This is a genomic window from Thermoplasmata archaeon (genome assembly GCA_035622275.1).
Classification (GTDB): domain Archaea; phylum Thermoplasmatota; class Thermoplasmata; order Lutacidiplasmatales; family UBA184; genus Lutacidiplasma.
Map to the genome: position 1 here is coordinate 15,500 of DASPVQ010000003.1, position 15,829 is coordinate 31,328.

The 15,829-nt window shown below is 72.1% G+C and carries 16 protein-coding genes; 4 read left to right on the top strand and 12 right to left on the bottom strand.

Translation table 11 applies throughout. The features are described 5' to 3' along the window. Nucleotides 1–223: 223 nt before the first annotated feature. Together VEL82_00965 and VEL82_00970 are read left to right on the top strand one after the other, a co-directional pair. On the top strand, nt 224–2,302 hold the full coding sequence (locus tag VEL82_00965) for a hypothetical protein (protein ID HXW66447.1): 2,079 nt from the start codon (nt 224–226) through the stop codon (nt 2,300–2,302). A gap of 85 nt (nt 2,303–2,387) precedes the next feature. After that, the gene (locus VEL82_00970; GenBank protein ID HXW66448.1) at nt 2,388–2,897 is read left to right on the top strand and encodes an NUDIX hydrolase; all 510 of its coding nucleotides are present in this window, start codon (nt 2,388–2,390) and stop codon (nt 2,895–2,897) included. 7 nt (nt 2,898–2,904) lie between these two features. On the opposite strand, the gene VEL82_00975 is transcribed toward VEL82_00970, so the two are convergent. From VEL82_00975 to VEL82_00985, 3 genes are all read right to left on the bottom strand, one after another. Further along, the gene (locus VEL82_00975; GenBank protein HXW66449.1) at nt 2,905–3,861 is read right to left on the bottom strand and encodes a GDP-mannose 4,6-dehydratase; all 957 of its coding nucleotides are present in this window, start codon (nt 3,859–3,861) and stop codon (nt 2,905–2,907) included. Between the two features lie 64 nt (nt 3,862–3,925). After that, nucleotides 3,926–4,840, bottom strand: a complete 915-nt coding sequence (locus VEL82_00980; GenBank protein HXW66450.1) for a sugar phosphate nucleotidyltransferase — start codon at nt 4,838–4,840, stop codon at nt 3,926–3,928. Nucleotides 4,841–4,876: 36 nt separating this feature from the next. Continuing rightward, complete coding sequence (locus tag VEL82_00985; protein ID HXW66451.1) at nt 4,877–5,989, bottom strand: GHMP kinase; 1,113 nt, start codon at nt 5,987–5,989, stop codon at nt 4,877–4,879. 133 nt (nt 5,990–6,122) lie between these two features. On the opposite strand from VEL82_00985, the gene VEL82_00990 reads away from it, so the two are divergent. Beyond that, the gene (locus VEL82_00990; GenBank protein HXW66452.1) at nt 6,123–6,536 is read left to right on the top strand and encodes an NUDIX hydrolase; all 414 of its coding nucleotides are present in this window, start codon (nt 6,123–6,125) and stop codon (nt 6,534–6,536) included. A 7-nt stretch (nt 6,537–6,543) separates the two neighbouring features. On the opposite strand, the gene VEL82_00995 is transcribed toward VEL82_00990, so the two are convergent. Continuing rightward, the gene (locus VEL82_00995) at nt 6,544–8,055 is read right to left on the bottom strand and encodes an MFS transporter (GenBank protein ID HXW66453.1); all 1,512 of its coding nucleotides are present in this window, start codon (nt 8,053–8,055) and stop codon (nt 6,544–6,546) included. A 133-nt stretch (nt 8,056–8,188) separates the two neighbouring features. Here VEL82_00995 and VEL82_01000 point away from each other — a divergent pair, with 133 nt between their 5' ends. Then, on the top strand, nt 8,189–8,890 hold the full coding sequence (locus VEL82_01000; GenBank protein ID HXW66454.1) for a VIT1/CCC1 transporter family protein: 702 nt from the start codon (nt 8,189–8,191) through the stop codon (nt 8,888–8,890). Between the two features lie 25 nt (nt 8,891–8,915). Here the strand turns inward: VEL82_01000 and VEL82_01005 are convergent, their stop codons facing one another. The 8 genes from VEL82_01005 to VEL82_01040 form a co-directional block, all read right to left on the bottom strand. Beyond that, a complete protein-coding gene (locus tag VEL82_01005; GenBank protein HXW66455.1) occupies nt 8,916–9,146 on the bottom strand; it encodes a hypothetical protein in 231 nt (76 codons plus the stop codon). A 66-nt stretch (nt 9,147–9,212) separates the two neighbouring features. Then, on the bottom strand, nt 9,213–9,452 hold the full coding sequence (locus VEL82_01010; protein HXW66456.1) for a hypothetical protein: 240 nt from the start codon (nt 9,450–9,452) through the stop codon (nt 9,213–9,215). Nucleotides 9,453–9,517: 65 nt separating this feature from the next. Further along, entirely contained in the window at nt 9,518–10,441 is a 924-nt protein-coding gene (locus tag VEL82_01015; GenBank protein HXW66457.1) for a hypothetical protein, read from the bottom strand. 25 nt (nt 10,442–10,466) lie between these two features. After that, nucleotides 10,467–11,393: an NAD(P)H-binding protein gene (locus VEL82_01020; protein HXW66458.1), complete on the bottom strand. Its 927-nt coding sequence runs from the start codon at nt 11,391–11,393 to the stop codon at nt 10,467–10,469. Next, nucleotides 11,390–12,055 carry a lipoyl(octanoyl) transferase LipB gene (lipB, locus tag VEL82_01025; protein HXW66459.1) on the bottom strand — a complete coding sequence of 222 codons (666 nt, stop codon included), beginning with the start codon at nt 12,053–12,055 and terminating at the stop codon, nt 11,390–11,392. Before lipB ends, VEL82_01020 begins: the two co-directional genes overlap by 4 nt. After that, nucleotides 12,039–13,481, bottom strand: a complete 1,443-nt coding sequence (lpdA, locus tag VEL82_01030; protein HXW66460.1) for a dihydrolipoyl dehydrogenase — start codon at nt 13,479–13,481, stop codon at nt 12,039–12,041. The genes lipB and lpdA overlap by 17 nt, the downstream gene beginning before the upstream one ends. A gap of 4 nt (nt 13,482–13,485) precedes the next feature. Next, nucleotides 13,486–14,547 (bottom strand): thiamine pyrophosphate-dependent enzyme, encoded by a 1,062-nt coding sequence (locus VEL82_01035; GenBank protein HXW66461.1) that lies wholly within the window; start codon nt 14,545–14,547, stop codon nt 13,486–13,488. After that, nucleotides 14,544–15,827: a dihydrolipoamide acetyltransferase family protein gene (locus VEL82_01040; protein ID HXW66462.1), complete on the bottom strand. Its 1,284-nt coding sequence runs from the start codon at nt 15,825–15,827 to the stop codon at nt 14,544–14,546. The genes VEL82_01035 and VEL82_01040 overlap by 4 nt, the downstream gene beginning before the upstream one ends. Between the last annotated feature and the right edge of the window lie 2 nt (nt 15,828–15,829).

The following is a 15,829-nucleotide window of genomic DNA, read 5'->3' on the forward strand; positions in this document are numbered from 1 at the left end:
CTGCCTCCCTAACAGTACTTACCCGCCCCTCCGAAGTACATATAGGTAGGTATTGGCCCGCAGGACGAGAAATCGTGGCGTGCGACTCCCACGCGCGGAGCAACCCGGGTCGACGCAACGGTCGGCACGACGGGCCCAGCGTACCGGGCCCGTGATTCGCCGAACGGACGCACGGACCCCGATGCCGCACGGCCATAAGTAACCTCAGCCTCTCCCAGCGCCGGTGGCCGTCTCGGCGATCGACGCCTATCTCGGAGCCCTCGCGCTGCTGGCCGCGCTCGCACCGCTCGGCCTCGTCCTGATCCGCGGGGCCGAGCGGGCGTTCGGGCTCCGCGGATTCCTGACGGTCCCCGAGCGAGCGATCGTCTCGATCTTCGCCGCGAGCACGCTGTTCTTCCTGGTCGCCTCGATCCCGTTTCCGATCTTCTGGCCGCCGGTGATGTGGGGCATCCTCGGCGCGGGCGGGATCGCCCTGGCCGTCCTGTGGTCGCACGAGCGCTGGCTCGGCCTGCGCGCAGGGGCGGCCTGGGTGAGCACGCCGACGGGGGCGCTGGTCGTCCTCGTCTCACTCGGCCTGATCGCCGTCGAGATCGTCGGCGGGGGAACCTCGGCCTTCCCGAACGTGTACGACGGCGCCTTCCAGAGCCTGCTCGCGAACCTGATCGTCGCGAACCATACCGCGGTCTGGACGCTCCAGCCGTACGCCACCGCCGGGGTGATCTACCCGCAGGGCGCGGCCGTCTGGTTCGCGTTCCCGAACTACCTGTTCGGGTGGAGTACGATCACCGCCGCGGTGGTCGTGCCTCCGTTGTTCCTCGCGCTGTCGGCCCCCGCGGCCTTCTGCTGGGGCCAGCGTCTCGGGGGCGTCTCCGGGCCGCGAGCGGCCCGCACGGGCCTCGTCTTCCTGGGCTTCTTCGCGCTCGTCGCGAGCTGGCCCCGCCTGTTCATCGGCGGGTCGTACGACTTCGCGCTCTCGCTGCCCCTGTTCCTGGTGGCGCTCGGATGGTTGCGCCCGTACGCCGAGCGGGGCGCAACGAGGTGGGGCCCGACAGCGGCGTTCGGGCTGCTCCTGGGGGGACTGACCTCGCTCAGCGTGGCCTGCGGGGATCTCCTGCCGATCCTGCTGATCGCTTTCCTGGTGCTCTACGCCCCTCGCCTGCGGCTACGATGGCGCGCCTGGGCCGCGAGACTGCTCGCGGCGATCGCCATCGGGACCGTGTTCGTGGCACGGAGCATCGCGGGGGTCGTCGTGTGGTGGCACTACCCGCAGCACGTGCTCGGGGCGACCGGCAGCCCCCCCTACGCGGCGCAGGGCGGCCTGCCGTCCCTGACCTGGGGCCTGTTCGTGACCTACGTGTACCCGTTCCCGCCGCTGCGGCCCAAGATCTCCCCGTTCCCGATCATGGCTGGCCTCATCGTGGTCCTGCTCGCGGCCGGGGTGATCCTGTGCCTGTTGTGGTTCCTGCGTCCGGCCGGCACCGAGCGTCGCCTGCTGTCGGCCGACGTGGTCCGGCCGCTCGTGGCGATCACGATCCTCGCGTTCGCCTGGACGCTCGCGCTGTTGTTCGCGAGCGCGAGTCCCTTCACCGCCACCTTCGCGAACAACCTCGCCTCGGTCTACGAGTCGTCGTACCTGCTGTTCATCCTCTACGGCGCACTGACCGCGATCCCGACGCTGGCCGCTGTCGAGTACCTCGCCGGGCGTGCGGCCGGCGACGCGACCGACCGCGGAGGCGACCGACCGGCGCGCCGTTGGTCGCTCGAGCCGGCCGCGGCCCGGGGGCGAAGTGCGGCGACCGCCCTCGCGGTCGCCCTCGTGGTCGTGCCGATCGGCGTTGGAGGCGTCACGACCGTGACCGAGGTCCCCGGCTATCTCGGCGGCCACCTGGCGATGTTCGCGAACGTGAGCGCCGGGGACGCCAACGGGCTGCGCTGGGCCGGAGCTCACCTCCCCGCGTGCTCGCGCGTGCTCGTCGCCCCGGGCTCGGCCGCCATGTTCCTACCGCTCTTCGCTCGGCTGGGTCTCGTCTTCCCGATGTACCCGATCTCCGTCAACCTCTCGTACAACAACGCGGTGAACGACCTGATCGCCGGGACGTACACGGCCGGAACGCGGGCCGACCTGCTCGAGCTCAACGTCACCGAGGTCTTCGTCACCGGCCAGAGCTCGGTGAGCTACCTGCCGTTCGACCCGGCCGTCTTCGCGACGTCCCACGACTTCGTCACGCTGTTTGCCCAGGGCGACGCGCAGATCTATGCCTTCGCTCCCGGCGAGGCCGCGACCGACTGCGTCTTCGCCTAGCGCAGCCGACCCTGAGCGTCGATGTAACACGTAAACACCCGAAATCGCAAGGTTCACAAACCCCGAGCCTCTCCGTTTCTGTCCCATGAAGGGACCGCGCCCCAACGTGAAGGCCCGCGTGGTCGCGAAGGCCGCGGTGTTCCGCGACCACCAAATCCTCTTGCTCCATCGCTCGTTCGACGCGGCAGATCCCGGCATGTGGGACCTGCCCGGCGGCCAGGTCGAAGAGGGCGAGACCCTGGGCCGCGCCGTGCGGCGCGAGGTCCGCGAGGAGACCGGCATCGCGACGCGGCTGGGCCCGATGTTCCACGCCGACCTGTTCGGATCGTTCTCGCGGCACGGCAAGATCCGGCCGACCGTGGGGGTCTACTTCCACTGCGTCGCGGCCAACCCGAAGGTCCCGCACCTCGACCCCAAGGAGCACACCGAGTACGCCTGGGTCAGCCTCGAGGACATGCGCAGCTATCCCACCGTGCCGCACCTCGCGCGCGCGGTCGAACTCGCCTTCCGCACGCGCAAGGGCGTCCGGCCGCGCGGGCGCGTGCCATCGCCCGAGGACCAGCCCCCGATGGTCCATCTACCCGTGCCGACGTAGGCCGGGGCTACGCCCCGGGAGCGCGCGCGACCGTGGCGCGCCAGGCGTCCAGCGTCTCGCGCAGCGTCTCCTCGAACGAGATCTCGGGGGACCATCCGAGCGCCCGCAATCGCCGCACGTCGGCGAGGTGGACGGGCTCGTCGACCCGGCGGACACGGCTCGGGTCGACCTCGACCTCGATCGGCGCGGCCGCGAAGCCGCGGAGGGTGTCGAGCGTCGTGCGAACGGTCCGGGGAACGCCGCTGCCGATGTTGTAGGCGGTCCCCGCTTCCCCGCGTTCTGCGACCGCGATCATCGCCCGCGTCGCGTCTCGCACGTCGGTGACGTCGCGCGCCTTGTCGAGGTTCCCCACCCGCATCACCCGGGGCGCGGGTTGGTGCTCGAGGCGGGCGATCTGGCTCGCGAAGTCGTTGATCGAGTCGCCGACCTTTCCGACGCCCGTGGTCCCGAAGATGCGGTAGCGCACCACGGGGATCCCGAAGCTGCGGAAGTACTGGTAGCAGAGGAGGTCGGCGGCTGCCTTGCTGGAGGCGTAGGGGCTCGTGGGCCGCATCGGGGCGTCCTCCGGGGTCGGCACCTGCTCCGGGTCGCCGTACTGGGTGCCGCTGCCCGCGAAGGCGAAGCGGGCGTCGGGGCGGTGGCGCCGCAGCGACTCCAACAGGTGCAGCGTGCCGAGCACGTTGGTCCGGAACGTTCCCTCCGGGTCCTGCCAGGATGGGATCACGAACGCGAGCCCGGCAAAGTGGTAGACCACGTCGGGCGAGAACTCCCGCACGGTACGATCGACCGCCTCCGCCTCTCGGACATCGAGCGCGGTCCACCGGGGAGCGTCGGCGGTCGCCGGGATCGCCCCCGGTGCCGCCCCGGGCAGCGACGTCGCGAGCACCTCGATGCCACGTTGCACGAGCTCCCGGGTCATGTAGGAGCCGAGGAAGCCCGCGGCCCCGGTCACCAGCGCGCGCATCGCCAACGGGCCGACGGACGAGAGCCAAAGGGGTTAAGCGTGCCGCCCGCGCGGGCGCCTCGAGCTACTCGGCGGCCGCCCGCGTCGCCCGGAGCGCACGGTAGAACCCGTCGGGCGAGCCCACGGACCTCCAGCGCGCCGGCGCCGCCGCGACGAGCGCGGCGATCCGCCCGCCGCTCCCGAGCAGCTCTTCGATGCCGGCGGTCACCTCGAGCTCCGCCGAGGGGCGCCGGGCGTGGACCTGACGCAGGGCGCCGAAGAGCCGGGGCGAGAAGGCGTAGACGGCGGTCGCGGCCCAGTTCGACCGGGGCCGGGCGGGTTTCTCTTCCATGCGCTCCACCTCGAGGCGGCGCCACTGCCGGTAGCGCCCGGCGGCCCGGGCCTCGACCACGCCGTAGCGTCGGGGGTCGCGCACGCGTCGGACGAGCAGCACGGCATCGAGCTCCTCGGTCCGCAGCAGCTCGGCCATCGCCCGCGGCAGGGCACCGCGATGCGGCTCGTCCAGGACCGCGTCGCACGCGTGGAGCAGGAACGGCGCCGATCCGACCTCGGGCGCCGCGCACAGGACCGCCGCGCCGAAGCCGCTCGGACGCGGCTGGAGGGCGAAGCGGAGGCGCAGCCGACGCAGTCGGTCGTAGAAGGCTCGGGTCTCGGCGAGGCGGTCGGAGTGACCGGCGTGCCGGGCGAGGAACGCCCGATCGATGCGGAAGTAGTTCTCGACCGTCGCGCGGTCGCGCGGCTGCACGACTAGGGTGACGTCGGTCACGCCGGCGCCCATCATCGTCTCCAGCACGATGTGGGCGACCGGTTTGAGCACGGGCTCGTGGTCCCGACCGACGTCGAAGAGCGGCAGGAATTCCTTGCGCAGGCCGCGGGACCACGGCAGCATCCGGGTCCCTTCTCCCGCGAGGGTGAGAACCGCGCGCAGCGGCGCCTCCCGCGATCGCCCCGACGCGCGGAGCGCCTTGCGTCGTTCCATCCGGATCCCCGACGGTAGCGATAGCGGTGGTTCGCCCTATTTGTGCGTTCGGCCCAGCGCCCGTCGGGGGCGCGCGGCCCCCCGGGCCGCCGGGGCCGGCGCGCCCGCCTCGGCGCGGACGCTCCAGGTCTGGAGTCCCTCGGGCTCCAGCGCGAACTCCGTGACGCGACCGCCCGCGTCCTGGACCGCGCGGGCCACCTGGGCCCGGCGCGCGAAGTCGCAGAACAACAGGATGAAGCCGCCGCCTCCCGCGCCGACGAGCTTGCCGCCGAGCGCTCCCGCCGCCCGCGCCCGGGCGTAGAGCGCGTCGACGTGCGGGTTCGAGATCCCCTCGGTGAACCGCTTCTTCAGCTCCCAGCCCTCGTCCAGGAGGCGGCCCATCTCGTCGATGTTGCCGCGGAGCAGCTCGTTCTTCATCGCGATCGCAAGCTCCTTGGTCGCGTCGAGCGCCTCGACCGTCTCGGGCCGCTTCTCGGTGAAGCCCCGCTGCTGCCGGTCGAGCAGCTCGTTGGAGAAGTGGCCGCCCCCGACGTACGCGAGGAGGAGTCGATAGGCGAGCTCGTTGGCTACCTCGCGCCGGATCTTGAGCGGGTTGACGATCGTGCGGTCGCGGAAGAACTCGATGAAGTTGAAGCCCCCGAATGCGGCCGCGTACTGGTCCTGTCGGCCCCCCGTGATCCCGAGCTCCGTGCGCTCGATGCGGTAGGCGAGCTCGGCGATCTCGTAGCTCGTCCAGGCCTGCTTGAGGTAGTGCTGGAACGCCCCCACCAGCGCGACGCACATCGCGCTGGAGCCGCCGAGCCCCGAGCCCGGCGGCGCGTCGGAGTGCAGGAACAGGTGCAGCGACTCCTCGGGGCCGGAGGGCGCGCCGGGCGGTCGCAGCACCCGCAGCCCGGCCTTGACGAGGTCGAGCTCCCCGTTGTAGAGGAGATCGGAGGGGCGTGCGTAGTTCGCGCGCAGCCCGAAGTCGAGGGACTCGACGCTGGTGCCGCGGCCGGCGTGGTTGCCGGCCTCGAGGGTGACGTAGGCGTACTTGTCGACCGTGCAGTTGAGCACCGCGCCCCCGCGCTCCTCGGGGTACGGCGAGACATCGGTCCCCCCGCCGGCGAAGCTGATGCGCAGCGGCGCCTTGCTGCGGAGGATCTGCATCGCGGAGGCCGACGACCGGGACCAGCGACTTAATCCTTGCCTCCGCCGCGCGGACGCGCCCGAGCCCGGAACCCTTAGGAACCGGGGCCGCTCCTCGGAGCCGGAACCGCGGGGCGGCGGGAAGGGGTGGGACGTGGGGCGCCGGTACCAGAATCCCGCGCTGACCGTGGACGCCGTGTGGATCGATCGGGGCCGGCTGCTGCTGGTCCGGCGTGCCCGGCCCCCGTTCCGCGGAATGTGGGCGCTGCCCGGTGGGTTCGTCGAGCTCACCGAGACCGTCGAGGACGCGCTGCGACGCGAGCTCGCGGAGGAGACCGGGCTTCGGGCGGGACGTCTCGAGCTCCTCGGCGTGTACTCCGGCCCCGATCGCGATCCGAGGAAGCCGACGACGTCGGTCGCCTTCCTCGTCCACGGCCGCGCCCGCCCGCCGCGGGGCGGCGACGACGCGGGCGAGGCCCGGTGGGTCCCTCTCCGCGAGGTCGGAAGGCTCGCCTTCGACCACCGCCGCATCCTGGGCGACGCGGTGCGGCGTCGCGCCCGACGCTAGCGCAATCTCACTTGCCGTCCGCGAGCGGCGCCGGCTCCGCGGGCGCCGTCGTCGAGATGACCGCCGGGGCGACCTTCGAGACCTCGCGTCCCCGCGACCAGGAGAGCAGCGCCGCGACCAGCAGGATCGCCGCCGAGCCCCACAGCGCCGCGTGGATGCCGGTGAGGAACGCGGAACTCAGCCCGCCGACGAGGTTGGTCGTGCCGAGGAACACCTCGTAGGCGACCGCGCGCGGGATGCTCGCGCTCGCGATCGTGAGCGCCAGGACGAAGCTGAGGAGGGTCCCGAGGTTCATCAGCGTGGTGCGCACGCCGCTGATCGCGCCGAACGTCGACGGCGTGGCCTGGCTCATGATCGCGGTCGTGTTCGCCGGATAGAACATCCCCGTGCCGATCCCCGAGACGAGCGAGATCATCGGGATGAAGCCGAGCCAGCTGCTGAGGTCGAGCAGCGAGTAACCCAGGACGGCGGCGCCCATGCACAGGATCCCGAGGGTCGCGAACGTGCGCGCGCCGCGCTGGTCGACGCTGCGCCCCATCACCGGAGCGAGCAGCGCCCCGATGAGGTAGCCGGGCACCAGGAGCAGCGAGGCGTCGAGCGGCGAGAGCCCGCGCAGGCCCTGGAGGTACATCGTGAGCAGGAAGACGACGCTGAGGTAGCCCAGGCTCTGGAACAGGCCGGCGACGAGCGAGAAGGCAAGCAGCCGATTCTTGAGCTGGTGCAGGTTCAGCATCGGCTGGCGGCTGCGCAGCTCGAGCGTGATCCAGGGGACGAGCAGCAGGCCGCCGAGGACGAGGTAGCTGACGTTGAGGATCGACACGCCGTAGACCGCGAGCTCGATCAGGCCGTAGCAGACGAGGCTCAGGATCGCCGAGAACAGAACGAAGCCCGGTAAATCGAAGCCGACCTTCTGGGGCGTGTCCTTCGGCAGCGAGCGCAGCCCGAGGTACGCCGCGAAGATCCCGATCGGGATGTTGATGAAGAAGATGTACCGCCAGCCGATGTCGGTCGTGATCACGCCGCCGAGGAGGACCCCGAGGATCGCGCCCACGCCCCAGCCGAAGGCGAGGAACCCGAACGCCCGGCCGCGACGCTCGGGCGGGTAGACCGCGGCGATCAGCGCCCCGCCGTTCGCGAACACGAGCGCGCCGCCGACGGCCTGGATGCCGCGGGCGACGATCAGGAAGATGTCGGTCGGCGCGAACCCGCTGAGCGCGGAGCCGACCGTGAAGATCGCGAAGCCGAGGTTGTAGACCCGGCCCCGGCCGAGCAGGTCGCCGATCTTCCCGGCCTGCGTCGTGAGGGCCGCGGTGATCAACAGGTAGATCAGGATCGTCCAGATGATCGTCGAGAGCGGCGAGGCGAGGTCGCGCGCCATCGTGGGGAGCGCGAGGATCACGATGGTGCTGTCGACCGCGACCATCAGGGTCCCGATCGCGGTGAGGAGCGTGACCGCCCGCTCCCGGGCCGGCTGGCTCAGGCCGCGGCTTCCGCTGGGCGGGTTGACCGGGGTCGACATCGTCGTCGGGAGGAGACGGCGGTATCGACCCGGGTCGCGGATTTAGCGATTTGCTGGCGCGGCGGTCATCGGGCGTGGTCGACGGGAGCCGCGCCGCCCCACAGGCTATAATCGCAAGCTCGGTGGCCCGGCGATGATGAAGGGGCAGATCCACGAGTCCCACCCCCATCCGGGGCTCCTCTCCGACTTCATCCTCGGCAGTCAGGACGGCCTCGTCAACGTCCTCGGGATCCTGCTCGGGCTCTCGGCCGCGACCGGTGACACCCGCATCATCATCATCGCCGCCCTTGCGGCGCTCGGCGCCGAGTCGGTCTCGATGGGCGCCGTCGCCTACACGTCGACCCTGGCTCGCCTGCGCTTCTACCAGGCCGAGACCCAGCGGGAGCTCCACGAGATGCGCGAGGTGCCCGACATGGAGCGCGAGGAGGTCCGCACGGTCTTCCGCAAGTGGGGCTACGAGGGCGAGGAGCTCGAAGAGCTCGTCCGCAAGATCGAATCGAAGCCCAAGGCGATGCTCGACTTCATGATGGCCTTCGAGCTCAACCTCGCGCCGGTCGGCCCGCTGCAGCCGCGCAACAGCGCGCTCGTGGTCTTCGCGGCGACCGTGCTCGGCTCGTTCATCCCGCTCGTCCCGTTCCTCGTCGCGGGGCACGCGATCGTCACCGCCGCCTTCGCGTCGATCGGGCTCAGTGCCGCGGCGCTCTTCGGCATCGGCTGGTACGAGGCGACCACCACCGTGGGCTCGCTCTGGAAGAGCGGGCTCCGCATGCTCGTGATCGGTCTCGGCGCCGGCTTCGCCGGATTCCTGATCGGGCACTTCGCGGGAACGCTGTAGCGCGAGCGCTCGGCCCGCGCTCCGATCACGCGACGCCGGTGAATCGGCGCCGGCGCGCCGCGACGTCCGAGCCGCGGCGCAACCAGGCGAATCGGCGGGGGGTGCGCCCGACCTCGTGACGGCGGCAGGCGGCGCACCAGACGACGATCTCCTGGCGGGCCGCGAGCTCGGGGGTGGGGATGTGGTCCGAGGGGGGGTGGGGGCATCGACGGTCGAGGCAGGCGGGGTCGTTCGGTCCGTCCGGAGCCGGGCGCATCGCTAAGAACGATGCGCACCCATGTGTATTAAACCTGGCGACGGGAGCCGTCGTCCGGTCGGGCGCCTACGGCGCGAGCGCTCTCAGTTCCTTCTGCACGCGGGCCTGCTTCTCCTTGTCGGTGAGCTCGCGCAGGTGGACCGAGACCGAGATCGTGCCGTTCAGCTCGAGGCTCTCGCGGATCAGGGGAAGGCGCAGGGACAGATGCTCGAGTCGGATCTCCATCTGACCGTGCCGGTCCGCGATCGCTTCGACGAAGTCGAGGAACAGGTTGGAGTCGCCCGAGCGGGCGCCGGCCACCGCCATGCCGACCCCCACGGCGTCCGAGGATAGGAACCTATCGTCGGCGGGCCGGCGGCGCGGGCGCCGGCTTACTTGCCGAGACCGGCCCGGTGGCGCAGGGCGTGGTAGAAGCCCCCGAAGCTCGTCGCGGTCGGGGTCCTGAGGCCCTGCAGCCGCAGCTGCTCGCGGACCTCCTTCGCACCCTGGCGGAGGTCGAGGATCTTCGCGGTGTCGTACTTGTACTGGAACGTGCCCGGCGGGCCGCGCGGGAACGGCTCCCAGTCCCGCGGGGTCGTCGTCCGCAGCTCGTGGGCCCGCTTGCCCTCCTTGGGCTGGAACGCCGGCAGCGTGAGGTGCTCCTCGGTCAGCCAGATCATCGTCGCGTCGCGGATCGCCTGCTCGGTGACGTCGTCGAGCGCGCCCGGCGCGACCTGGCCCTGCACCCACTGGACCATCGCGTCGAACGTCTTCTCGGCGTTCTCCTCGAGCATCACGAGGACCGCGATGCGGATCGCCGCGCGGCGCAGCTGCTGGATCCCCGTGTCGCTGAGCCGGTAGTCGGCGGTGAGGCCGAGCATCGCTTCGGAGTTGTCCGCGAGGTCGGACAGCGGCAGCACGAACAACGGACCCGGCGCCTCGTCCTTCGTGATCGACCAGAGGGAGAACTCGCGACCGTTCGTGAGCAGGGCGAGCGGCACCTTCGCGTCCCGCGCCTGGCTCGCGAGCTTGCCGAGGTCGCTCACGTTCGCCGTCCGCTCGCGCACGTCGAGGAACAGGCGCGGCTGGCCCTCGTTGTTGAACAGCGCGTAGTCGATCGGGCCGTCGCCGCCCGGGACCGGGTAGTCGAGGAACACCTGCTTCTTGTCGTCGGGGTTCCAACCGAGGGCGACGAGGAACGGATTGACGATCCAGTGACGGATCTGCGCCTCGGTGACGTCCTCGACGTCCCGGAGCACCTCGCCGGCCACCTGGCTGAAATCGCTCAATCGGCGACTGAGATCCGTCGCTTCCATCGGCGACTACACGAAGCCTCGACCATTAAAAACTGCCGTAGCGCGCGCCACCGGGCCCTCGGTAGCGGGCCGCCTCCGACTCGAGGAACGGAGCGACGGTCTCGAGCGGACGGTCGAGCCCCGAGTAGGCGGGAACGCCGAGGAGATCGGACAGCAGCCATTCGACCTCGTAGGCGTAGAGCCGGCGCGAACCGAGCGCCTCGAGCAGGCGGGCGAGCCGCACGGAGCCGGTGGGACTGAACCGGACGTAGCGCGGCGCCCGGCCCAGGCTGGCGAAGAGGCGGTCGGTGAGCTCGCGGTAGCGCCAGCGCTCGGGTCCGCCGGCCTCCACCGTGTGCGAGGCGTCCAGCGCGAGCTCGTGACGCAGGATGCGGGCCACGTCGCGCGCGCTGATCGGGCTCAGGTGGTACCCTCCCTCGCCGAACATCGGGAAACGGTGGTAGCGCGCGATCGTGGCGAGCATCACGGTGAGGAGCTTGTCCCGCGGGCCGAAGAGCATGGAGGCGCGCACGACCGAGAAGGAGAGGCCGCTGTTCGCGAGCGCGCGGTCCACGGCCCGCTTCTCGATGAGGTAGGGCAGCCCCCGCTCGAGCGGCTCGGGCGCGGCCGGCACGCTCAGCTGCACCCAGCGACGGACCCCGAGTTCGCGCGAGGCGCGGATCAACCGCTCGAGGCCCTCCCGGAGCCGCCGGAATCGGGACCGGGACGCCTGGCGGTACCAGGCGAGGTTCACGACGGCGTCAACGCCGTCCAGGATCGACTCCCAGTCGGCGAGCTCGGCGGCGTCCGCCCGGATCCACTCGACGCCCGCCGCGGCTTCGCCCGGGTCGGGGTGCCGGTGCACGGACCGCAGGCGGTGGTCCCCCCGGAACTCCTCGAGGACCGCCCGGCCGGCGAGCCCGCCGCAACCTCCGACGACGAGCAGCCGCGGGCCGTCGGTCGCCCCCGTCATGCGGGGGCCAGGCCGGGGCGGTCGGGCGCGGCGACCTCGGCCGCCGGTCCTCCCGGAGCGAAGCGCCCGAGCCAGGCGTCGACGACCGGTCGCTTCGCGCCCGCGAGCGGCACGGGTCGGCCGATCTCCCGTGCGATGGACGTCATCCGCGCCCCGCTCATCCCGCACGGCTGGAAGCGCTGGAACGGCGCGAGATCGAGATCGACGTTCAGGGCGAAGCCGTGGAACGTGACCCAGTGATCCACCGCGATCCCGATCGAGGCGATCTTGCGGGCCCCGTCGACCCAGACGCCTCGCTGGCCGGCGACGTGGCCCGCCCGGACGCCCCACGTGGCGAGGGCCTCCACCAGGCCGGCCTCGAGCTCCTGCACGAACCGCCGGACGTCCCGGCCCCGGGGCGCCAGGTCGACGATCGGGTAGCCGACGAGCTGGCCCGGACCGTGGTAGGTCGCGTGCCCGCCCCGCTCGACCGACACGACGGGTAGGCCGCTCGCCGCTGCGCCGCCGTCGTCGCCCTGGACCCCGACGGTCACGACCGGTGGGTGCTCGACCAGGATCAGCGTGTCGGGGATCCGCCCGGCGCGTCGCTCGAGCACGAGCGCCCGCATATCGGTGAGCGACGGCCCGTAGTCGCGTCGTCCCCAGTCACGGACCGCGGGCATCCAACCTCCGCTGCGCCACGTGCATCGGCTCGCCGAGCCAGAGGAGCGCGGCCTCCCCGAGGGCCTCGCTGAACGTCGGGTGCGGGTGGATCGTCAGCGCGACGTCGCGCACCGTGGCCCCCATCTCCAGCGCGAGCGCGGCTTCCGAGACGAAGCCGCCCGCGTCCTCGCCCGCCGCTTGGACCCCGAGGAGTCGACCGGTGCCGTCGTCCCCGACGATCTTGAGCCAGCCGCCCGTGGCGTGGCTCGCGTGGGCCCGGCCCAGCGCGGCGTAGGGAAAGCGGGCGTCGCGCGCGGCCATGCCGTTCGCGGCGGCCTCCGCCTTCGTCCAGCCGACGGTCGCGAGCTCGGGCGTCGTGAAGACGACGCTGGGCATCGCGCGAAAGTCGAAGCGCGTGGCCCGACCGGCGAACGCCTCGGCGGCGACGATCCCCTCCCGGTAGGACTTGTGGGCGAGCATCGGGGGCCGCGCCACGTCCCCCGCCGCGAAGATGTGCGGAACGTTCGTGCGCAGCTGCGCGTCGACCCCGATGAACCCGGTCTTCGGGTCGGCCGCCACCCCCGCGTCCTCGAGGCCGAGTTCGCGGCTCGCCGGGCGCTTGCCCACCGTGACGAACAGCCGCTCCGCCGTCAGCCGCTCGGTCCCCTGGGCGCCCTCGACCGTCAGCTCGACCGAGTCCGCGGACCGGGCGAGACCGGTCGCCCTCGTCGCGACCCGCAGGCCCACCCCGAGCCGGCCCAGCGTGCTCGCCAGCTCGCGCGCGAGCTCCGGGTCGATGCCCGGTAGGATCTGGGGCATCAGCTCGACGATCGTGACCGCGACGCCCACGCGCGCGAGGAACTCGCCAAGCTCGCAGCCGCTCACGCCGCCGCCGAGGATCAGCATCGAGCGCGGCAGGGAGTCGAGCTCGAGCAGGTCCCAGGCGTTGACGACCTGGCGGCCGTCCGTCTCGAAGCCCGGTAGGCTCGCGTGGACCGCGCCGGTCGCGATCAGCGCGCCGTCGAAGTCGACGCGCTCGTGGCCGCCGTCCGGCGCCGTGACGTCCGCGGAGTGGGGTCCGGTGAAGCGGGCCTCGCCGGGGAGCACCGCGACGCCCGCGGCCTTGAGGAGCGTGGCGACGCCCTGTCGCTCCTTCGCCACGACCGCCTGCTTCCAGCGCATCGTCGCCGCGAGGTCGAAGCGCGCGTCGGGCGCGATGACGCCGACCTCCGGTCCCTCGTTCCGGACCGCGTCGTAGAGGAGGGAGGCGTGGATGAGGGCCTTGGAAGGGATGCAGCCGCGGTTGAGGCATTCGCCGCCGAGATCGCGCCGCTCCACCAGGACGACCTTCTTTCCGAGCTGACCGGCGCGGATCGCGCCCATGTAGCCGGCGGGACCGCCGCCCACGACCAGGAGCTCGGCCTTGCGCGCGTAGGTGCCGGCCACGTCCCTACCTCCTAGCGGCTCCCGCCCGATCGGGGGACGCCTCCGCCGCATAGACGTCTTCGGTGAGGGAGGCCGGCGCCGGAGGACCGGTCGCTTCCGCCGCGTCGATCGCCGCCCGGATCTCAGCGTCCACTTCCTCACGGACCCGGTCGATGGCGGCGTCGTCGAGCAGCGCGTTCGCGCGCATCCAGTGCTCGAGCCGGGCGACCGGGTCGTGCGCGGCGGCCCGGGCCGACCAGTCGGCGGGCTGGTAGCGGCTCGGGTCGTCGGAGCTCGAGTGCGGCGTCATCCGGTAGAGCACGAACTCGAGCAGCGTCGGGCCGGCACCCTCCCGGGCCCGCCGGAGCGCCCCCGCGAGCGCGGCGTACGATGCCACGAAGTCCGTCCCGTCCACACGGCCGCCGCCGAACCCGTACTCGGCGGCCTTGCCCGCGAGCGTCGGGGCCGCGGTCTGGTGGCTCACGGGCACCGAGATCGCCCATTGGTTGTTCGTGCAGCAGAAGACGACCGGCACCCCGAGGACGCCCGCGAAGTTCAGCCCCCCGTGGAAGTCGTTCGAGCTCGTGGCGCCGTCGCCGAAGAAGGCGAGCACGGCGCCGGGCGCACGCCCCCGCCGCAGCGCATAGGCGAGCCCTACGGCCTGGGAGATCTGGGTGCCGATGACCGAGGACATCGACACGTAGTGGACCTCGCGCGCGGTCGGGTGGCAGGGCATGTTGCGACCGCGACCGGGGTCGGCGTCGTCCGCGAAGAGGTGGTGGGCGTACGCGAGCAGCGGGTGCCCGCGCACGAGCGCCACCAGCTGCTCGCGCAGCCCCGGGAACACCCAGTCGTCCCGCACGCTCGCGAGGCCGGCGGCGACGTTGACGGCCTCCTGGCCGGTCGCGGCGCCGTAGAAGCCGACCCGTCCCTGGCGCTGGAGCGCCTGCATGCGTGCGTCGAGCGTCCGGGCGAGCCGCATCCAGCGGTAGGCGAGGTGGAGCGTGTCGACCCAGCCCGGGCCGAGCTCCTGCTCGACCGCTGGCGGGCCGTACGGCAGCGGCTCGAGTTGCGGAGCGCCGCTCATCGCATGTCGGCGAACAGCTGGTGCGGATCCTCGAGGCCGGCCCTCACCGTCTGCAGGAACTCCGCACCGGTGATCCCGTCGAGCACCCGGTGGTCGAGGGTCAGCGACAGGTTCATGAGATCCGCGGGCCCGAGCGATCCGTCCGCGCGGTAGATCGGACGCCGGCGGATCTTGTGGACCCCGAGGATCCCCACCTCCGGATAGTTGAGGATCGGCGTCGCGAGCACCCCGCCCAGCGCGCCGAGGCTCGTGATCGTGAACGTGCTGCCGGTCAGCTCCGCGCGGGCGAGCTTGCCGGCGCGACCCCGCTCTCCGAGGTCCTGGATCTCCCGGGCCAGCTGGGCGAGGCTCTTCTGGTCGGCGTTCCGGACCACCGGTACGATCAGACCGTCCGGGGCGGCCGTGGCGATGCCGATGTGGTAGGCCGATCGGACGACCAGCTCGCCCCGCGCATCGTCCATCGTCGCGTTCAGGGTCGGATGGGCGCGCAACCCGGCGATCACGGCCTTGACGATGAACGGCAGGTAGCGCAGTTGGACGCCGTCGCGCTCGATGTGCTTGGCCATGCGGTCCCGCAGCAGGATCAGCTCGGTGACATCGATCTCCTCGACGTAGGTGAACGGTGCGGGGCGATGGCTCGCTTCCGTCATGTGCTCGGAGATCGCGCGACGCATCCCTCGGATCGGGATGCGCTGCGCCACGTCGGGCAGGTCTGCGGGCATCGGGGTCGCGGGCGGCGCGGGCGATGCGGACGGCGGCGGAGTCGCAGCGAGCGCGGTAGGCACAGGACCGGCCGCCGCAACACCGGTGGCGCCGGCGAGGTCTGCCTCGACGATCCGTCCGCCCGGTCCGCTGCCCCGGATCTGGGAGAGATCGATCCCCCGCTCGAGCGCGAGGCGGCGCAGGTACGGCGAGGCCGCCACAGAGGTCCCTGCCGTGGCGGCTGCGGCGGTGGTGGCGGGGGTGGGGGCCCTCGCGCCGGCGGCGACCGCGTGCGCCGGGCTCGGCCCTGCCGCCGGGCTGGCGCGGGGGGACGCCCCGGGCGCCTCCTCGATCGTGACGAGCAACCCGCCGACCTTCACCTTCTCGCCGACCTGGGCGTGGAGCCGGGCGATGCGACCGGCGCGCGGCGAGGGGATCTCGACGTTCGCCTTGTCCGTGAGCACGCTGACGAGCGGCGCGTCCTCCGCGATCGAGTCGCCCTCCTTCACGAACCACTGGACGACCTCGCCCTCGGCGACCCCCTCGCCGATGTCGGGGAGGCGGAACTCGAACGCCACGT